The organism is Shewanella sp. M-Br, from assembly GCF_036245925.1.
Lineage (GTDB): Bacteria > Pseudomonadota > Gammaproteobacteria > Enterobacterales > Shewanellaceae > Shewanella > Shewanella oncorhynchi.
This window is the reverse complement of the sequence record NZ_BJBV01000009.1, coordinates 95079-114011: the sequence shown is the minus strand read 5'-3', so window position 1 is coordinate 114011 and position 18933 is coordinate 95079. Positions and strand designations below refer to the sequence as shown.

Annotated in this window: 24 protein-coding genes and 1 other RNA gene; 1 reads left to right on the top strand and 24 read right to left on the bottom strand. The window is 47.4% G+C overall.

Annotation, left to right across the window (positions count from 1 at the left end; genetic code table 11):
* Position 1: 1 nt before the first annotated feature.
* The 24 genes from AAA952_RS09635 to AAA952_RS09520 form a co-directional block, all read right to left on the bottom strand.
* Positions 2 to 1321, bottom strand: a complete 1320-nt coding sequence (locus AAA952_RS09635) for a phage head morphogenesis protein (protein WP_338256474.1) — start codon at positions 1319 to 1321, stop codon at positions 2 to 4.
* The gene (locus tag AAA952_RS09630; RefSeq protein ID WP_338256472.1) at positions 1314 to 2930 is read right to left on the bottom strand and encodes a DUF935 domain-containing protein; all 1617 of its coding nucleotides are present in this window, start codon (positions 2928 to 2930) and stop codon (positions 1314 to 1316) included. The genes AAA952_RS09635 and AAA952_RS09630 overlap by 8 nt, the downstream gene beginning before the upstream one ends.
* Positions 2930 to 4570, bottom strand: coding sequence for a hypothetical protein (locus AAA952_RS09625; protein ID WP_338256470.1), 1641 nt, complete (start codon positions 4568 to 4570; stop codon positions 2930 to 2932). Before AAA952_RS09625 ends, AAA952_RS09630 begins: the two co-directional genes overlap by 1 nt.
* Positions 4570 to 5139, bottom strand: a complete 570-nt coding sequence (locus tag AAA952_RS09620) for a DUF3486 family protein (protein WP_012089151.1) — start codon at positions 5137 to 5139, stop codon at positions 4570 to 4572. The genes AAA952_RS09625 and AAA952_RS09620 overlap by 1 nt, the downstream gene beginning before the upstream one ends.
* Positions 5129 to 5401, bottom strand: coding sequence for a hypothetical protein (locus tag AAA952_RS09615; RefSeq protein ID WP_338256466.1), 273 nt, complete (start codon positions 5399 to 5401; stop codon positions 5129 to 5131). Before AAA952_RS09615 ends, AAA952_RS09620 begins: the two co-directional genes overlap by 11 nt.
* Before the next feature lie 2 nt (positions 5402 to 5403).
* Entirely contained in the window at positions 5404 to 5700 is a 297-nt protein-coding gene (locus AAA952_RS09610) for a VpaChn25_0724 family phage protein (RefSeq protein ID WP_006087224.1), read from the bottom strand.
* Positions 5700 to 6035: a DUF2730 domain-containing protein gene (locus AAA952_RS09605; protein WP_076500542.1), complete on the bottom strand. Its 336-nt coding sequence runs from the start codon at positions 6033 to 6035 to the stop codon at positions 5700 to 5702. Before AAA952_RS09605 ends, AAA952_RS09610 begins: the two co-directional genes overlap by 1 nt.
* Positions 6032 to 6256 carry a hypothetical protein gene (locus tag AAA952_RS09600; protein ID WP_028760753.1) on the bottom strand — a complete coding sequence of 75 codons (225 nt, stop codon included), beginning with the start codon at positions 6254 to 6256 and terminating at the stop codon, positions 6032 to 6034. Before AAA952_RS09600 ends, AAA952_RS09605 begins: the two co-directional genes overlap by 4 nt.
* Positions 6257 to 6340: 84 nt before the next feature.
* The gene (locus AAA952_RS09595) at positions 6341 to 6925 is read right to left on the bottom strand and encodes a hypothetical protein (protein ID WP_338256459.1); all 585 of its coding nucleotides are present in this window, start codon (positions 6923 to 6925) and stop codon (positions 6341 to 6343) included.
* Positions 6922 to 7488: a lysozyme gene (locus AAA952_RS09590; protein ID WP_338256457.1), complete on the bottom strand. Its 567-nt coding sequence runs from the start codon at positions 7486 to 7488 to the stop codon at positions 6922 to 6924. Before AAA952_RS09590 ends, AAA952_RS09595 begins: the two co-directional genes overlap by 4 nt.
* A complete protein-coding gene (locus tag AAA952_RS09585; protein WP_338256455.1) occupies positions 7478 to 7786 on the bottom strand; it encodes a hypothetical protein in 309 nt (102 codons plus the stop codon). Before AAA952_RS09585 ends, AAA952_RS09590 begins: the two co-directional genes overlap by 11 nt.
* 92 nt (positions 7787 to 7878) lie before the next feature.
* Positions 7879 to 10449, bottom strand: coding sequence for a hypothetical protein (locus AAA952_RS09580; RefSeq protein WP_338256454.1), 2571 nt, complete (start codon positions 10447 to 10449; stop codon positions 7879 to 7881).
* 285 nt (positions 10450 to 10734) lie between these two features.
* Positions 10735 to 11190, bottom strand: coding sequence for a Mor transcription activator family protein (locus AAA952_RS09575; protein WP_338256449.1), 456 nt, complete (start codon positions 11188 to 11190; stop codon positions 10735 to 10737).
* The gene (locus AAA952_RS09570) at positions 11183 to 11803 is read right to left on the bottom strand and encodes a gp16 family protein (protein ID WP_338256448.1); all 621 of its coding nucleotides are present in this window, start codon (positions 11801 to 11803) and stop codon (positions 11183 to 11185) included. Before AAA952_RS09570 ends, AAA952_RS09575 begins: the two co-directional genes overlap by 8 nt.
* Positions 11797 to 12018 carry a hypothetical protein gene (locus tag AAA952_RS09565; RefSeq protein ID WP_131524992.1) on the bottom strand — a complete coding sequence of 74 codons (222 nt, stop codon included), beginning with the start codon at positions 12016 to 12018 and terminating at the stop codon, positions 11797 to 11799. Before AAA952_RS09565 ends, AAA952_RS09570 begins: the two co-directional genes overlap by 7 nt.
* 15 nt (positions 12019 to 12033) lie before the next feature.
* An RNA gene (locus AAA952_RS09560) (hammerhead ribozyme type II) lies at positions 12034 to 12106 on the bottom strand.
* Positions 12107 to 12108: 2 nt separating this feature from the next.
* Positions 12109 to 12417, bottom strand: coding sequence for a hypothetical protein (locus AAA952_RS09555; RefSeq protein WP_338256444.1), 309 nt, complete (start codon positions 12415 to 12417; stop codon positions 12109 to 12111).
* A gap of 19 nt (positions 12418 to 12436) precedes the next feature.
* Positions 12437 to 13072: a DUF3164 family protein gene (locus AAA952_RS09550; protein ID WP_338256441.1), complete on the bottom strand. Its 636-nt coding sequence runs from the start codon at positions 13070 to 13072 to the stop codon at positions 12437 to 12439.
* A 1-nt stretch (position 13073) separates the two neighbouring features.
* On the bottom strand, positions 13074 to 13286 hold the full coding sequence (locus tag AAA952_RS09545; RefSeq protein WP_063884365.1) for a hypothetical protein: 213 nt from the start codon (positions 13284 to 13286) through the stop codon (positions 13074 to 13076).
* Position 13287: 1 nt separating this feature from the next.
* Positions 13288 to 13803: a hypothetical protein gene (locus AAA952_RS09540; RefSeq protein WP_131524989.1), complete on the bottom strand. Its 516-nt coding sequence runs from the start codon at positions 13801 to 13803 to the stop codon at positions 13288 to 13290.
* Positions 13800 to 14336, bottom strand: a complete 537-nt coding sequence (locus tag AAA952_RS09535; protein ID WP_338256435.1) for a hypothetical protein — start codon at positions 14334 to 14336, stop codon at positions 13800 to 13802. The genes AAA952_RS09540 and AAA952_RS09535 overlap by 4 nt, the downstream gene beginning before the upstream one ends.
* Before the next feature lie 5 nt (positions 14337 to 14341).
* Entirely contained in the window at positions 14342 to 15064 is a 723-nt protein-coding gene (locus AAA952_RS09530; protein WP_012089134.1) for an AAA family ATPase, read from the bottom strand.
* A 60-nt stretch (positions 15065 to 15124) separates the two neighbouring features.
* Positions 15125 to 17341, bottom strand: coding sequence for a DNA-binding protein (locus AAA952_RS09525; RefSeq protein WP_338256432.1), 2217 nt, complete (start codon positions 17339 to 17341; stop codon positions 15125 to 15127).
* The gene (locus AAA952_RS09520; RefSeq protein WP_041411143.1) at positions 17334 to 17561 is read right to left on the bottom strand and encodes a hypothetical protein; all 228 of its coding nucleotides are present in this window, start codon (positions 17559 to 17561) and stop codon (positions 17334 to 17336) included. The genes AAA952_RS09525 and AAA952_RS09520 overlap by 8 nt, the downstream gene beginning before the upstream one ends.
* Positions 17562 to 17850: 289 nt before the next feature.
* On the opposite strand from AAA952_RS09520, the gene AAA952_RS09515 reads away from it, so the two are divergent.
* Positions 17851 to 18594 (top strand): LexA family transcriptional regulator, encoded by a 744-nt coding sequence (locus AAA952_RS09515; protein ID WP_063884362.1) that lies wholly within the window; start codon positions 17851 to 17853, stop codon positions 18592 to 18594.
* The last annotated feature ends 339 nt before the right edge of the window (positions 18595 to 18933 follow it).

Genomic DNA, 18933 nt, shown 5'->3' with positions numbered 1-18933 from the left:
CCTACTCTTTTAACTTGCCTTCAAGCACTTGGTATTGGGCTTGCTGCAGATCTGCTAGTGATAACTTAAGCACTTCCACTTGGCCCTCATTAGGTGTGCGCTGTAATGACCAATGGTTCGCGATAAGTAATTTGCTCGCTCGTTCATCATCAGCTTGCCCTTCAATTGGATACACATAGAGCAAGGTTTGATTATCGTTATCCCATAGAACGGCCTCGGGCTTAGCCAGCATCAGCGGTAATTGCTGCAACTGGTTAGGCGTCACTGAGGCTTGCGCTGTGTTGAGTTGCCGCTCAGTTATAGCGAGCAATGCACTAGGCTCGCGCCCTAAACGCGCTGTCACTGCGGTTTGAATCGAGGGCGTCATAAAACCTAAAGCCTGTACGCCTAAGCCTGGTCTTCGTTTCTGCCCTGGATTGGCGGCAAGGACTTCATCCGTCCACTTTGCAAACTGGGCGTGGCGCAGCGGGCTATTATTGAGTGCCTGAATAAACTGTGCGCGGGTATCGAGGGATTGAATGGTGCCAAGCTTTTTGGCGACGGCCACGTCGGTACCAAAGGCGGCTTCGCCTGGACTATAAGCCCAACCTAAATCGGGGCTCATGCTGCTGCCATCGGGCAGATCGATACGCGCATGGGGCACAGTTAACACTTCACCCGTTACGCGCGCGACTGTCTCAGTGTCAAAGCGCTGGATATAACCTTCGCCATTTTCCACAGTGATCCCCATCGCCTTCACTTGCGCCTCGGTGAGCGCCCGAACGCGGCAACGACAGCCCCAGCCATTGGGAGGATAGATGATGTCCCATATTGGATCGTCAAAGCGGAACACTTTACCCCTAAGCCGCGCATGGGCTGGCCGTGTTTGGCCGTCATCTATCGCCACATACTGCCAATAGGGGTGGGTTTTAGTGCGCGACAACATGCGCCGATAGCGCCCAGCCATGTAGGCAGTTTGCAAGTTTTGACGATAGATAGTGTTTAAGCGGTAGGGACTCCCCAGCTGTACCTCGCGGCCATCGACTTCCTTTTTGCCCCACCACCCGAGCTTTTCAAGCTGCGGTTTAAGGTTTGACTGAAACTGCTTAGCGGTTAACCCTTGGCTTAGGGCTGCATCCACTTCATTACGGATCGCCGTGAGCACATCCATCTGTGCCGCCTTGGCCACCGTAAAGGCACGGGCGTGGGCGCGGGTCCACACGTCTTGCCAATCATCACTGATGGCAAAGCCTTTGGCACGGAAATAAGCCACCGCATCGGCGGGGGCTTGGTTAATGGCAATGCTTAAATCAACAGTTTTAGGCACTCTTGGTTTAGGCATTGGCGATGCCCCACAGTTCAGCCACAAACATTAACCGCGCGAGCGTTTCGGTAAGCTGCTCGGTATCCATGGTGGGATAGTCCTTTTCCAGTTGCGCCCGCAGCTGCTCCGGCTCGCTCTGCAGTTGTGCCAGTAATGGCTCTACCATCGCCATATAGGCTTCGCTCATTTGACCTTGAGTGAGTGCATCCAAGGCTTTATCTAAGGCGGTTTGGCTCGGTTCACTCAACGGGACATCTGACTGCATAGCCGCCCCCTCTGTCGCAGAGAGTGCGGCCAAGGCCGTCTGCTGATTGTCATTAGCGCCTGCTGCGCTGGCATTGGGGTCTTCTTGCTGGATCACCAGCACGGCTTCGCCATTGGCGGGCTTAGGGATACGGGTCTTTTCATGCAGCCAGTTTTGTGGGATCTGCATGCCCATGCTGACGAACGCCCGCAGCGGATACGCTAAGGCCCGTAAGTCTTCGGCCTCTGTGGTATCAAAGACTAAGCGTGGATGACGACGATGGCTTTGATAACTCTTGCAGTTAAGGGCATATAAAGGGGCCACTAAGTCGCGGGTTAAGGTTTCGGCAATCAGGCTAAGGTCAGCATCACGCAGCTCTTGGCGCACTTCGTTATGCACGTTACCGAGCGCATTAGTTGAGCTTTTACCATCGGCTTGGCTGGTTAAGGTGCCGCCTAAAATCACCTTGCTCATGGTCTTTTCAGCCCAGCTAATCATCAAATCAAAGGGATCGGCTTGGCCTGTGGCGGCACTCTCAAAATCCATCACCATGCCCTTGGGCATAATGCCACCCGCGTTATGGCCAATGCTCATCACTGCATTTAACAGGGCGCGCTTTTCCTCATCGCTGGCACCCGCTGGATACTGACCAATACGCAGCGGCAAACCGTAGATCTCCAGAAACTCGGCTAAGTCGCGCACACTGTAGTTTTTAAAAATAAAGGGCCAGATTAACTGACGCACTAAACCACTGCGGCTAACATAGCCAGACTTGGCTGGGTGAATATGTTTGATCCAACCAAAGGGCCACAGGTCAGCGCCATTGACCGTGGCATCACGCAGCCGCAGTTCGTTGCGCCGCTCAGGATGAGTCATAAACCAAGACGGATCGCGATACTCTGGCACTTCAATAAACCATTCGCCCAGCTCACGCGTCCAGGCTAACTCGTGCATGCTAAAGCCCTTGAGAATGGCATCACTCATTGACTTAATGAGCGTCTTTATCCAGTTACCTTCCTCAAGCATTTCTTGCAGATATTCAGTGTCGGCCTTTTCCTGTGGCGTCGGGTTACGGGGTGGCACTAAGTAATAGTCCACGCCGATCAACGCCCGTTTGCGCTTGTCCAACTCGGCATATAGGTGGCCGTCTTTCTCTTCGATATCTTCGGCCAGTTCACATTGGGCAATGAGATCGCCTTGCTCGGCGGCCTGCAAAATATTGGCAGCACTGGCGGGCGTTAAACCACTACTGGGGTGCTGGCTAAAGGTGCGTTGCAGACCAATTAAACGCACATCGTCGGTTTGCAGCGCTTTGGCTTCACGCTGCTTAAACGGCCGACCACTGGCGTCCAAAATACGTGATTCAGTTGTTTTTTCTTGCATTACCAGCAACCTCGCTGCGTTTGATGATCATCATCCTCATGGGCACTTGCTGCGGCATTCGGATTGCGGTGATCACTTCTAGGAATGGGGGTGAACTCTATGGGGGCACCGTCTAAGGTGGAGGCGTATACCATCAAGAACAGGCTGATCGCGGCATCACCATGGCGTTCTTTTTCTTGGCCTGTGCGTACATCGCCAAGGCATGGCGTACCTCGACGGTTAATGCTCAAGGCCCGCAAGTCTGTGCTGGTATCATCATCCCTTGGAATAGTTAACAGCCCATCTTCAAAGTGACTTTTAAAACGAGGCATTTGTTCGCGGTAAAAGGACTCTGACAGCATCACGCAGGCGATCACTTCACTGCCGTATTTATCCTGGGCGTATTCTGCTAAGGCTTGGCCATTACCGCGCGCATCCATCGCGCCGCCCCTCATCCGTGGCAAGCGGTCCACAATGTAAAACAGGATCTGCTCTTGTTGGCGAAAGGGAATGTTTTTAAGCTCAACCTGTAACTTGGTTTTAATGTGCAAGTCTTGGGCGATTTCCCCCACGTCAATCACAGTTAAGTCACCACTACGGGCAAAGTCTTCGCCAAAGCAATGGGGGCGTGCAGGATTTAAGCTATCGAGAACCGGCTTGAGTTCATCCTCACACCACTTAAGGATCTCCGCTGCCCGTAAACCCTCTGGCCATTGTCCAAAAGCATCGTCTTTTTTAAGGCGAACAACGGGGCCGCTATCTGTCACGCTGGCCATGCGGGCTTCGATTAACGCGCGGTTAAGATAGGCACCACCGCCCGACTTTGGCACACAGAAGTATTCTTCTAATGCGTCCTCTTCGGTAGCTGTGGCTTTGAGTAATTTTGCTTTCCAGTCATCCTCGGCCGCTTGGCTCCATTCGATGCCTCGCACTTGGCAAATACGCTTATACAGCCCCTCGCTACAGGCATCATCTAAGGTGACACGGTGAATGGAGTAATCTTTTTTACCCGCACGGGAATCATTAATCAGCTCATTGAACTGGTTATCAATGCCATTATGGGTGGAGATCAAGCGTACCTTTGCGCCCCACATGGTCAACGCCAATGCCGCTTTTAGCACTTCGGCCAAGCGTTCGTGGAACGCCGCTTCGTCTATGGTCACATTGCCTTGCATACCACGCAGGTTTGAGGGATTACTCGATAGCGCCTGCACCTTAAAACCTGAGGCAAAGTAAATGGCAAAGGTCAGGATCTCTTTACCATCTTGGCCTTCATCAACAAACACTTCTTCTTGGATTTCGCCTGCGGCTTTATCAAATACCTTAGCCCACATGGCCGCAGCGTCGATAAATTCCCGTGCCATTTCTTTGTTACTGCCCACATAAAAATGGTTAGTACCGCCTTGGCCACGGGCAGCGCCTGCGGTAAGAGAAGCATCGGCAGCCTCAGCCCAAGTGAGTCCAGTTCGGCGCGACTTTTCGGCAATTTTCAGCGGTGACTCGTCGGCTATCCAGCGCTTCTGATAACCGAGCAGCACCTCTTTTGGATCAAAGCGACTTAGGCAACTTGCCTCATACGTGGGATCAAAGCTGCTTGCTGTTGGCGTGATGGCTAGCGCTACCGCAGTCGCGGCCGCTAACACCTTTTTCTTAATGGTCATCAGGCAATCCCCAATATTTCGCGCTTAAGCAAGGCCACAGCATCACTGGTTAAACCTGCAGTTTTAGCTACCTTCTCGGCGGCATTAGCCGCTTCGGCCGCGAACGCAGTGCGGATCTCTTTCTCGCGCTTATGGCTGGCCATTGCAGCAGACTCCAAACGCTGCACCGCTAACATGGCGTCTTTAATCATGCCAACGTCGGCACCTTCGCCCGTTTCATCTTGGTTTAATAGGGCTTTAAACAGCTGCGAACGCGCCATTTCGAGGATGAGTTTAGTGACTTCACCTGTGGGTTTATCGCCCAGTTCTGCCGTCCACACTTGGGTGATCTCACGCATTTCGCGCAGGGATTTACCCACAGCCTCCATCTTGGTGGCATAGCGGTTGATGCCTGCGCGGGAAAGCTGGTTTTCCTCAGGTAAGCCTGCGGCTTTAATCAGCGCATTGATTTCATCAAGTAAATCAATCTGCTGAATCGAGCCATTACGCAGCCCCGCATCGAGTTTTTTGCGGATAGGATCAGGCAGCAAATCGACTTTAGAGCGTCGGCCTCGGGTTTCACTCGCCATTGTCAGCTCCTTTAGAAGACTTTATCGAAGCAGCAATGTCCTTCTGCGCTTGAGCCATGGCTTTTTGCAAAGCTCTTTCGGCCTGTGCAACTTGGGGCACTTTGGCGAAATACATCTTGCGGAACTCACCTTCGATATACCGCTTACCTTCTTTTTCCATCATTGGTTTAATGACTTGGTTTTCTACATCAGCGGTAACAAAAGCGAGAGCTAAGTGATAAAGCACGTTCTTTTGTCCAGCGGATAACGGTTTAACGGCCATGGCTACTCTCCCGCCCGTGGGCGTTTAACCCCTGGCACTACCGCGCGACCTGTCGCCACATCTTGGCCGCGACCTGTTAGCGTTGCCGTGGTCACTTTGCCAACCAGTTCGGTTTTAATCAGCCCTTGCTCGTTAAGCCAAGCGAGCTGCACCAGCAAGGCATCACGGCTAATGTCGAGGCCGTAGGCATTTAAGCCATCTTGTAAGATGGACTCATTGAGTGCGAAGGCTCCCGCCTCGGTCAGTAATCGAAGCACCACAAGGCGTTGGTGCTCATTGATAATTTGCTGCATCGCCATTAATGGCCTCCTTTCAGTTCGTTTTCGAGAAGCATGTCGGTCTTGGTTTCTAAGCGCCTAATGCCTTGTTCCATTGCGCCAAAGCGCTCACCTAAACCTGTGAGGGTTTTATCGAGCGCATGCAGTTCGTCACGGGTCGGCATGTACTCCAATTGCATTTCGGTTTCGCTTAGGCGCTTGTCGATTTCCGCCACCTTTTGGATCACCTTTTCATGCTCAATCCGTGGGGTAAATCGCGTGCTAAACCACGCCATCAGCAGTGCACAGAAAACGCTAATAACGCTGCCAATGAAGCCCCAATACTTCCCGAAATATTCAAATAACGATTCGATCATAAACGCTTCCCATAGCGCATCTTCTGGCGCTTATCTTCATCCTGTTGGCAACTGATACAGCGCAACTCGTTAAGTCGCTGTGGCTCATTTGGCTCTAAGCAATCAATACAGATGCCATTGCCTGTGCTGTGTTGTTTGTGCCTGGCGGCATCCCGAACTGCATCAACACAGGCAGCTCGCTCGCGGGTTTCCATATTGCTAGCCCAATCGGTTTCGTCCATGGGGTTCCTTATTTTGTTTGGTCAATTTGATGGCGTTGCCGCCAATCGTGCAGGGCTTGCCAGTCGAGGTTGCATTGCCCAAGATCAGTGAGTAGCGAGAGCATTAGCCCCGCTAGCTCTTGATTGCTGAGCGGTGGGTTGCGAAGGCACACCACTTGTTGGTTTTGCAGGCACTGCAAGACCTCTGGCGGTACCTGAGTGACGTTGCACTCGCGTATCAGTACTTCGGGCGGCAACACATATTGGGTCTTGTAAATAGGCACGTAACGCACAGCGGGCGGCGTTGTCGAACACGCGCACAACATCGTTAGGCACACTAGCCACACGCCATGTTTGTGTTTGCTCATCTTGGGCGTCCTCAAGTAGCTGGATCAGTTGGTGGTTAAGATCTTGATTGCGGTTGGCCAGTGCGGCCTTTTGCTGTTCGACGGATTGCACCTGCAGGGCGAGTGTTTCGCCTTCGGCTTTTAAGGCAATGCGTTCAACGTTGGCGTCTTGTAGCCATACCGCTAGGGTGTCTGCACTCTGTTTTAGGGCAGCATTGTCAGTTAACGCTTGGGTGAGCAGGCTCTTAGTGCTCTGCTGTTGGTGGTACATCAGCCCAATGGTGACTAATGCCAGTGACAAAAATAGCCACTGCACAGTGCTAATGATTTGAGAGGGATTCATTGCGCGCCCCCCTTTGATTGCGAGAGGCCCAGTTCGCTTAGGCAAATGGCTTGCTCTTCGGCGCGGCGTTTAATCAGCCCATTCAGACGCACCTTGACACCTAGGCGGGTGCCATAGGTCCAACCATTGCAGACGCGCTCACCCGTTTGAGGATTGGTGGAACAGGCCTGCGTTAGCTCCTTGCAGGCACCCACACGATCCCCTACAAGCAGCTTTTTACGCAGGGTTGAGCTGGCAAAATTGCCATAGCCCGCCCAATGCATAAACGACAGATAGGCCGCATGCTCGCCGTCAGTAAGTGCTACAGGGGCCGTGAGTTGCAGCAACTGCTTATCTGCGCGAGCGATATCCTTGGCAAAAATCTCCATGCATTGCTGCTCGGTAAAGGTTTGCCCAAGCCTCAAGTCTTTGCTCGTATGGCCACGACAGGCGGTCAGCACGCCAACCGCATCGATATAGACGCTCAGGCTATTCCCTTCCCATTTATCGGTAAGCTGTGCGCCCGTAATGGCCGCCGAACTTAAGCCTGCGGCCAGTAAAATCGCCTTGAGTTTACTGTTCATTAGGCACCGCCATAGCTTGTGCTTTAGCTCGTTTACGCGCTTTTAAAATGTCTAGATGGGTGACGGCTTGCCAGCCTTGATCAAAGTAGCTTTGGCGGGTAAGGCTGTGACTGTACAAAGGCAGGGGCGCTGGCCCATTGCCCGTGAGATCAGCCGCTAACTCTGCACGGATGCGAGCATTAAAACCGTCTTTGGCGCACTGGCGATAGACTCGGTTTTGTATGCGTTTGGGCTGCGCATTCGCAATCGGCATACTGTTAACGCCGCTGCGATAGTTGTTGTGGGTGACAAAGGCCATAAAAAAACCGAGACAGTGAACATAGGTTCATTGTCTCGGCTTAAGTTTTTGCAGCGGATTGGAAAGGTTTCGGGACTATCAATTAGCTGACACTATATAACTAATACTCCACTATCATTTTTAAGAGCAATCTCATAGAAAACCTCTACTTTCAGCTCTACCTCAACTTCATTATTATCAATAAAATAAGAAAAAACTGTGCTATTAAACTCAGACCAAAGTGGGTTTAATGTCATTTTTATTTCAACACTCTTATTGTCAACGACTAAAACCTCTTCCGATTTAGCTATGTAACCATAAGACCTTGCACATTTTTCATGTACCCAAATGTTTTTTTCACCTTTTTTAAAACCAAGGCTAACTAGACTTTCTTGGGATGAAAAAACAACTACTTGATCTATATATATTTCTGCAAAAGTCCCTTTCTTAGCAATATTCATAAACTGACTATAAAGTTGATTTAAAAAATTACGTGCTGAATCATAGCCAAAGTGATAACCATAATACTCTAAATGATCAGAAGTCATGAGCTGTTTCCGCTCTAGTTTATGCTTCAATACACAGGCATCCTTACTCAAAACACATGTCTCATAGCGCATATTGAAAAGCCCTGAAATATCAGAATATTCTTCCCACCCTTTTACAATACTATCCTTTAGAACAAACCAATTAGAATGTCCTATAGGTTTATTGCACTCATCTCGTAACATGCGCTCATCAATAGCATTAATAGAACTATTTATATCACCTATAACTGAAGTTAACACCTCTTGACTAAAGCCAACTAACTTCACATTTACTTCTTGTTCTAGCAGCTTACTGAGTATCTTTTTTTGTAGTAAAGAATCATTATAATCCCCACTATTATAAAGTAATCCTACCTCAGCCCCTCGCCCATTAAAATAACAAAGTTGATACAAAAAAGCTCTGAAAGCAAAAGGTGAAAGTTCATATCTATCATGAAACCTATAATTATTAATAATGTTATCATAATCTGCGAGAATCAAATCTAAAACTTCAGGGACACTACTAGCAAACAAAGACTCACCTAAATAGCAAGCATTAGATTCACGTGGCTGCTTCCACTCCAGACAATCATACAACTCCTGCCATCGCTCGTTAAAGGCAAGTCCAGCCAACATTCGACAACCAATACTTTTCATATATCTCAACAATATGTCGTTATTGAGGCTTGTACTATAAATCGCTCTCTCAGCTAAGATAACCTCCTCATTAGTTAATGGTGTTGATAATAAAAATTTTCCATACTTTGAATAAGCGACCCCATCTGAAAGCGATTTAACTTTATCTTTTAAAACATCCAAGTTATTAATAGTATACCTAACTGAATTGAAGTCTCTCCAATAATCCAAAAGCCATAATTTATCACGACCTTGTGGCAAGTATTGCACGTACTTTGTATGTAAATCACCCTGCAAATTTTCTGCAACATTTTTATATAATGTAATAACTTTATGAGGGTGCTCGCTAGCTATTAAATGAAAAATATCCACAACTGATTGGATCGCTGTAATAATTCCAGTTTTATTAAGTATAAAATCAACGTGACTAGACCAACCAAAAACTTCACGAAACCACTCACATTCAATTACTAAATCTATGCCTCTTCCCGATTGATATCCTTGCCAGCGAGCAATCTCGTACAAATCTGACGACCAATTTATTTTATCATCAGAGTTTGAAGTGTATGATTCTGCAACTAGAGTTTCATATTGAGGGTGGTGAACAATATGAGAAATCATTGTTGCCAATAGCCTTTGGGAGTGAAATGATAGTTTAGCATCGCCAGCTTCTCTAGAAACTCTTACGATCCTAACTAAAGCATCCCAGTATAATTTAATAAATTTAACATCAGTTTTTGACAAAGGTGTAATAGATTGCTTTTCTCCAAAAAATGTCTTGACCATTTTCTTATGAAAAAGAAATAAAATCCCAACAAAATTGCTATCCCAACTTTTATTTTTAAGCTGCTCAATAAGAACTTCCAATCCAGCACTAATATACCTCAACTTAGATGCAGAAAGCCTTGAAAAGTAAAAACGCCCTTCAATATCTAATTTTTGCACCCAAGTAAAGTAAGAGTTATTTTTAGATAAAACTTCTAACTTAATGCCCCACCTCAAGAACAGCGGCTTATTTAGCATTAAGAAATCTCTAATATAGTCTTCTGTCTGAGCCAGTGTACGAATGTACAACCTGATAAAGAACCATGCCGCAGTAACCATAGTTAAGAAAAAAGTAAAGCATAAAAGTCTTACAACTTCCGTTCCTACTCCTAGTGATAGCTTGGAACTACCTTCAACAAATGTAGTTTTATAAAATATGCTTATGAAAATATGGAGGGTTGATATTAAAATCAGAGATATTGGATTGACAAATGCACCTTGAGTAAGCCTCTTTGCCAAGAGTGAGCTATCGTACTTTTCTGTAACTTGACCTGCTATTTGTATTGCCAACGGAATACCTATTGCTACAAACCCAACAATCAATGTGAAGGTATCACTCACAACACTCATATAATTCGATACTAGTTCAATTCCCAAATGTTTAAATGTAAAAATATCGAATAAATCACCAAAAAAGGTAAGAAACGGTTCAAAAATATCAGCTGTCATTTTAAGAGCCAGTAAAAAATCATTCATTGAATAATACCTGAACAACATAAATTATCATATGATTCATCAGCATATCAGAACTCTATTTTAGACAACTAAATACCGGTTTCTAGTTATAGAACACTTGGCAGTGCAATGAAGATATACCAAGAATGGCACGTTGATGCATTTAGGATGAGAGCATATACTAACCTGCACACGATTAACTATGATGTCGTAAAATTAAAAGCAGTTATGCGGCTTCATGGTCTGCTAAAGAACAAGCATAGACTGATAATAATTAGACCTTCAAACACAGCTATCATTTTAGTATTAAAACAATCTCCTCTGCTTCCTCGCCACAAATGCTGCCCTTTGCTCTGCCACTATCTGGCTGATCCGGCGCTCGGTGAGTCCATAGTCGCGGCTTAACTGCTCTAGGTTATTGCCCTTAAACTCGCGCCAAATGCGGATATCCCGCAGCGCATCCTTGAGGCGCTCACCATTGGGAATGTAGATATCGCGCCCACCGAGATAGGCGCTTAGACTAGTGGCTAAGGCTTCGCTGACATTATCCGCGTTATTAATATCGTATTGCTTTAGGGTTTGGCGCATCACATCGCACAAGCTTTGCAAGGTTGAGGGCCAGCGGCGAATGAAGTCCTCACGTTCATCGGGCTTAAGCGTGGCTAAGGTTTCGAGGGCTTGTTCCAGCTCGGCGGCGCTGGTGGACAATAAATCCAACTGGTTTTCGGGAATGCTAACCGCGTTTAGACTGTTCTTACTCATGACCATGCCCCTCGTATTGCGTGACGATCACTTCATAGTTTGCGGGGCGTGTACCTGCTTCATTCATCTTTAGCCGCTCACCACGGACAATAATGCGCTCGATAAGTACGCGCTTATGCCAGTTTTTCAGGCTTTCTAATACTTTGTAGGCTTGCTGTTCTGTCATCCAAGCGGTGGCATCCACGCCTTCACTTTTACTACGTAGCGTCATGCGACGCACATAGGCATCGAGCGCTGACTCACTGTTATCCTGGATAACTAAGTGATGGCCCATGGTGATCCAAATGGCACGTATTTTATCTATGCTGGCCAATTTACTTTTACCCGCAGCAGGACTTAAACGGCGTTTAACCGCTGTTTTTTTATTGGTTACAGTTGGTTTAAAGCCCTTTTGTTTAAACACTTCTAGCGCCTGTTCAAGCTCTGGCAAGTTCATTGCCCGCAAGGAATCTTTACCCGTGGCATTTTTCAGCATGGCGCGGTAGATGACTTCATCGAGCAGCAATGATCCCTTAGCCACATTGATTAAAGTGATCAGGCGCTTCTTGTGTTGAGCGACTGTGTGCGCCTGCGCATTAGTCTGCACAGGGGCTTTTTGATTAGTTTCTAACATTCGTCATCCTCATCGGTTGTCGCACTGGATACTATCTTGATGGCTTTAGGCTGACTCTTAAGCTGCTGCCAATTCGGTGTTGCTGCATTTAAAAAGTTAACAGCCCAAAGCTCACGATCGGCGAGCAGTTCTGCCTTAGTTTTCCCCTTACGAACGGGCCTAACTGGGCAGTTCGCAATGGCATATTTGAGTAAGCGTTTAGCATAGGGTGTCATTCATCTTTACTCTTTGGTTAGCTGCTCATCAGTGCCTAATCACTACATTAGACAGACCTCGCTCCAAGCTATGGAGCGGGTTTCGCAGGGTTAACGCATTACTGGCTTTGGCTCCAGCAGATCCAAATTATTGAGTGATTTCTCCATAAAAAAGGCGATCACAGCGCGGCGTTCGCCCGCAAACTCTTTGCTTAACTCTTTAAGCGCATTGAGCAGCGCGGCGCCCATCATCAAGCAGTAATGCGGCCTTTCCGCCGCTAGGCCACTGAGTTCGCTGCGCAGATTGTCAAAGCTGGCTTCAAGTAAGGTTGCTTGGCGTAATTGAAACGCCACCCGATCGAGTGCGGCTTGGTTGTCATCGAATAGGTGTTGAATGCCCGATTGTGTGCTGAGTGTCATGATGTGCTCCTTGCCCACCCTAAAGGGTGCTGATATCCAGTGGTAGTTGGGTGTATTTGCCATTAGGCTGACGCTCATATAAGCGCAGGTACTGACTAGTGCCTGTGATTTGAATCGCGTCGGCTATAGCGTCCATGGCCCGTTTCCAGTTGGCATCGTCGATATCCAGCTGGCGCAGACTGAGCACCTGGTTAACGTCGATTCGACCTTGCTGGTTTACCCGAAACGCATGTTCAACCATCGCCATCAGGCGGGTATCCGCGCCACCGCTCCAGCTTTTAATGCAATCATCAATCAAGGTTTTAGCGGTTTGAATGCGTTCATCAAATACGCGGTGTTCACCTACAGCACGGCGTACTTGGTACTTGCCATCAAAGCTAGTAAGTAAAATATTGCCCTTACTACCACCAACCTTAACGCCATATTCACTGGCCGATAGTTCGGCAAAACCATCAATTTGCGCCATAGTCATCAGTTTGAAATTAAGCATCTGTTCACGCAGCTCTTTAGCAGAACCGACAATAGCCAGCACGACTTCATCGCGCAGTTTGTCCACGGCCTTAATACGATCTTCATGAACCAAATCGCCTACCGCGTTTTTGCGGTAGCCCTGCGGAATAGCGGCTTGGTTGTGGGTTTGTTCTTGTATGTTCATCTTATTTGTCCTCATTCCAACGCACTGTCACGCCATGAAATTGCACCGCCATACAACGGCGACGAATGCCTTTTATGTTCTCGATAATCTCAACTGCCATGCGTTTAAAATCACGGCTTGGAACGTCAATTTGGATAACACCGCGATGCTGGCTAACGACCTTCATCCCACGAAGCCTTAAGGCGGCAATCACATTGATAGCTTTTGTTTGCATGTTATTTACCTTTCCATTTGTTATCCCAAAGGGCGCTATTTAGGCGGTTAGCCACCTTTTGCAATTCCCTTTCGAGTAGTTCGATATGCTGTAGTTGATCGCCCTGGGCGAGTCGGCGACAGAACGCGAGCTGTTCCTCTACGTTGTAACGACTGTCTGTCGCGGATTGCACATCGATCCTCTGTGTTACTGCCGACTGCTTTAACTGCGAATGTGGGCAGCCACCGCGACAGGCGCGATAGAGCCGGACGCGTTGTGGGTTGGTAGAGCTAAAAGGCCGTTCTTGATTGTCTTTGCAGGTATCAACGCTGATTTGTCCTGCAACGGGGCACTGTACGTGGTGACGTAAGTAGCGCCCTTCGACACGATTTTTAATGGTGTCGATATTGCCTTTGTATTTGTTCAGCAGGACCTGATTAAGCATGGTCGGACTGACACCTAGCTCTCTGGCAATCTGCGCTTGGCTGCTCTCACTGACTTTTAACTCAAGCACTTGGAACCAATTGTCCTTGTTCATAGCGCCTCCCTATAGGGATAAAACTTCGATTTGGTTGGTGCATAAATACCGTCATCGATTAGCTCTGGCGCTAAAGCGCCACAGTCAACGTTGAGGTGATAAATGATCATTTCCTCTTCGATAGCTCTGATGCGGATCAAGCCTGCCCGTTGCAGGGCATTGAGGTAACGCTTTACCGTTGAGCGCGCCACCCTAGCTGTGACCATGATTTCTTCAATGGAGAAATTGCGCATGATGCGGCAGCTGTTCCAGATCCGCTGATTCGCTTTAATCTTGGCGAACTGAGACAGGCGCTTTAACGGGCTGTCATCGTTTAACCAATAGCGGTTCGTCAGCCCTGTACGCCCTTTCCATTCGAGTGTTAAGCGCCCTTCTCGATACAAATCACGCAAAAAGCGATTCGCGAGACACTTAGGCATTCCCGATGCATCGGCAACTTGTTCAGCACTAAAGCTGACTTTTCGATTGCGACAACAACACATAAACAACCATGCGCTGTGCCTTAACGGGGTTGAGCGTTTGACTTGTGCCATAACGCTTAACCCACAAGGCTTGGACGTCGAACACCATGGAATGGCTGTGCCCCCCAGTGTTCTGCTGTGACGTAATCAAGTTCGTTCATTTTGGCGAGACGTTCGATTTGATTAAGGCCAATGACAATGCGACGAGCCTCACCACTGCTGGCTTTACGCAGTTCATCAAGGAGTTCTGGTTCGACTTTGATGTCGTTGTCTAAGAGGGAATCGGCCATCACCATGACGTCATCTAAGTCGGCTGGCCGAAACTCAACCCACTCTGAAATACGGTTAAAGAACTGTTTGCGTGTACTGATACGGCGGGCGATTTGGTCCATACCAATGAGGATCACAGGGACTTCTGTGTTGTCGTAGAGATCACGCACCGTTTCAAGCATACGAACGTCCGACATCAGGTAGTCGGCTTCATCAATAAACAGTGGGCGTTCGTACATGCTCATTTGCTCGATAGTGAAATCGACCATCTTATTGATGCGCCACATACCACTCGATCCGAGTTCGCCGACAATGCGGTTCATTAGCGTACTGGCACTGTCTGTGGCCATGGCTCGAACATAGATACCGTTCACTTGGTTAAACAGATACGTAGTTGCAGTTGTTTTACCAAAGCCACTTGGGCCGTGGTACAAACCGAGACCTGGTACACCTATACCTCGGGTACAAAGGTTGTCGAAGGCGTCTTGGGCTGTCAGAACATTTTTTACAGGTGCGATCACTGCTTTCATTTTGTATACTCCATTTGCTTTAGTTTTATGGCCTTCATGGCCGTTATGGGTCATAAGTGCTCAGTTGGTCGCTCTGCGCTTATGGCCCATGATTTCATCAATGCGTTTTGCCCCTAACTTGTTGTGCTTTTTGTAATCCTTTAGGAATGCATCCTCCTTTGGCGTTAATTCACGGTTGAGAGATTCAGCGGCAAGCAAACGTGCCTTTTCGTGCTCATTACGCACTAAGGTTGCATGCTGTTGATTAATGGTGTTTTTACGTTCTTCAATCGCTTTACGCTTCTGGCGTAAATGCTCAATTTGTTGGTCGCTATAAGCAGGCTTATTAGTTTTAACGAGCTGCTCTGCAGCCTCAGTTAATGCCATTAAGCTGGGGTTTTGGTGGGCTATTGGCTGGGTTGGAAACTCGACTAGTGACTTAGCCTGCTTGGCATAGTGTTCAATGACGGTTTGATGGATCTCGCCTATGTTGAACGTTTTAGCGAGTTGCTTCATTTCGGCCCTGAAACTACGCAGTGACTTGGCTTCTTCTTTTTTGGTTTGACGATAAGCCGCAGGGCTGATCTCTTGACCTAAAAGACGGCTATCAACCGCTTCAATTCGTGTTTCCCAATTATTGATCGGGTAAATAAACGCACGAGCGACATCCGTTGGATCGAGAAATACTCGAACTCGTTGCCCTTTCCACTCATGCTCCAACATTTCCGGTGCCGTATAACGCAATCCTCCCGCTTTAATAAAGCCTTTAAGGATGGTGTACTCGCCAACGTGGTTAAGCAGGAGATCTAAGGCTTCAGGATGTTCGACCGCCCGCACTTGATATTGAGCTGCGCGATAGACTTCATTGGGTGTTTTACCCTTTAGGCCATCGTGTGCGCGGAGGTGATAATAGGCATCTACCCAATTATCAAGAAGTTGCTGTAATTCCGGTTGCGTCATACGGAGATCGTAATCAGCCTTTTCGTTCTCTTTCTTGTTGCGCTCTTTAAGGCGTACCGCAAATTCTTTGCGAGCCTCGATAGCCTCGCGATCATTGACGTTATGGCCAATGTAGCCTGGTAGTAACTCAATAAGATCATGGCTGAGTGTCTTAAAGAAACGTTCGATAAAGGGCTTTTCCCAACCTGAGTATGGATTAGCTCGGCTTTGTTCTAAATCGAGTAAGTGATAGATGCTCGTGGTTCGCTGGCTAACATAATCGCTACCGTTATCGGTACGCATTAAGCCGCCTTGGTTTGGAACTCCCCAAGCCAGCAAGGTTTTACGCATTAAAAGGCAAATGCCTTCACTTGATGAAGTGGGCGAAACAAGCAGTTTGACGCGACGTGTGAAGCAGTCGATCACCGCAATAATGGTGTGTCGCCCTTCTTTCAACATGGCATCGACTGGGGTTGAGTCAAATTCCCATACATCGTTTGGCGCAGCCATCCATGGATAGGTTTGCTCAACCGCAGTGCGGTATTTATCGTTGAATTTTTTAGGGTTTGTGGTGAATGTAAAAGCCGCTTGATTCTGACTTATCCATTTATTCACCCAGCGGCGAATGCTGGAGATGCTTGGGATCTGCCAAGGCATGTCGGTTTTTATCGCATAGATCTCGGCTAGTTTTTTAAGCTGCTTTGCCTTGCCCGCCAGATGCGGTTTAGCGGTGATCAGCCCCTTTAGGAAGTCGGCTAAGTCGGGCTCGTCGTTCAGTAGACAAGGACGCTCAACTTTATATTTACCAGCGAGTGCACTAACGCCATCTTTAGCTAAGACCTTTTCCCAACGGCGGATCGTAACAATAGAAACGCTGCTAATAATTGAGAATACCCAGTCCGGTAGTGCAATCGAACGCTGTGTATACGCTTTGCAGAATGCTTTTTCACCATCAACGAGCTTGCGAACCTCAAGGTAAGGCATGCAGAATTTAGCCTTGGCATTGACGATCAGCATCTTTGCATCAGCCCGCTTTTGCGCTTTATCAGGTAGATTTATAAACTGCTGAATGCTCTTGGCTTTTTCTGTTTGACTCACTGCAGGGATTTGCAGTTTGGCAACAGCAGATCCCGCATGCATCAGGGACGTTGGAGATTTTGCTATCTTCTCCGCTTCCTGTTTTGCCAGCTTCTGACGAGCCTCAAGGGGTAAACTATTTAGGTGATATTCAAATCCTCCACCTAGCCCTTGTCGCCTTTGCTTTTGCCAGTTTTCATGTTTTGCCCTATCACGGACGCGTCTATCCCCGACATCCAATAGCTCTGCAATTTCTACAGTGCTAAACCATTCCTTAGTCATGGTGCTCTCCCACTAAATCAACACCAAGGTATTCAGATAAAGCAGCCATGATCTTGATGGCTTTTAAGCGTTTAGGTTTACGACCTGTATTGGGTGCAAACCATTGAACGCACTTCTGAACCGTCCTTGGGTTATATCCATGCGTAATCGCCCACGCACGGCAGCTTTGTCCATTTGCGAGCAAGGCTGCATGTATATGACGAGCGCTTTCTATCTTCATAAGAATTACCGTGCTAATATTTTGATTACGTTCGCATTGCGAACGAACGCAGTTTAACTACAATACGTTACGCAGTGCGTAACGTATTGCGAATATAGATCCGAGTTAGGCACAAATCAACAGCTTTTTGCTTTTTTGCGCAGAAAATTACGCACTAAAGTTATTTTAGTGCGCAAAAGATTGATGTAGTTTCGGTTGGATATTCAGTAAACCATTACTTATTCGGTAGTTTTTAAGTAATAACTATTGCTCTCTTGAGCGTTAAATAGATTTTGGTTCGAGGAAAATAATGAAGTCGGAAGCCTTACATTCAGATCCAACTTTAGATCCGACTTCCACAACTGAAGTCGGCACTCTTGCTGACCGTATTTCGGAAGCAATTGGGAAAAACAGTATTAGAGAGTTCGCCATTAAAATTGGCGTATCTGAAGGTACCCTGCGTAATCTAATCAAAGGTGGAGAACCTAAGTTAGATACAGCAATACGTATAGCAGAAGAGGCAGGCGTGAGCATTCGTTGGCTTGCAACTGGCAATGGCCCTAAATACCCGAATCGCCAACGCGATGAAATTTCCCAGGAAGGTATTGTTTACGTCCACCAAGACCAATTCAATGAAGAGTATTTCTTGATTGAAGGCTATGACGTGGTGGTAAGCACTGGGCATGGTGCGTTTAATGATGAAACAGGTGTACGCAGACGGCTGCCGTTTAGAAAGAACTGGCTTAAATACCGTAGTTTAAAGCCCGAGAATCTTAAAGTCGTCTATGCCAAAGGCAATTCGATGGAGCCCGCCATACACAGCGGAGATAGCTTACTGGTAGATATCAGCAAGACTACGCTAGAAGACGGCTGTATCTTCGTATTACGTCTGGGCGACGATCTTTACGCCAAGCGCTTACAGAAACTATTTGATGGCGGTATAGAGATACTCAGTGACAACAAGGAGTATAAATCTCAGATTGTCTCTGCGGGTGAACTGCCAATGCTGCAAATTATTGGCAAAGTCGTGTGGATGGGTAAAAACCTCGATTAAATCTTTAAAAGTTCCGAGTTTATCAATCTTGATGAACTGTGATTATTTTTCAAAGCTGGCGAACCATTTTGGCGCCAGCTTTGTTTTTATCAATCCTAGTGAATCACTTCCGACTTAATTCACCACTCGTACAACTCTTGTACACCAAGGCCTCCCGCCTAGTTTCGACTAATCTCGGCTGTTCTCACTTATTGTCAATCCATTTGACTGGTTACACTAACTGTAATTAACACGAGCTGTAGTAGCGCATCTGGTGCCACAACTTATAGTGAAGTACATCACTTAATTTGAAAAACAGCTCACGCTAATTCGATAAAGCCTCAATTAACACCTCCATCA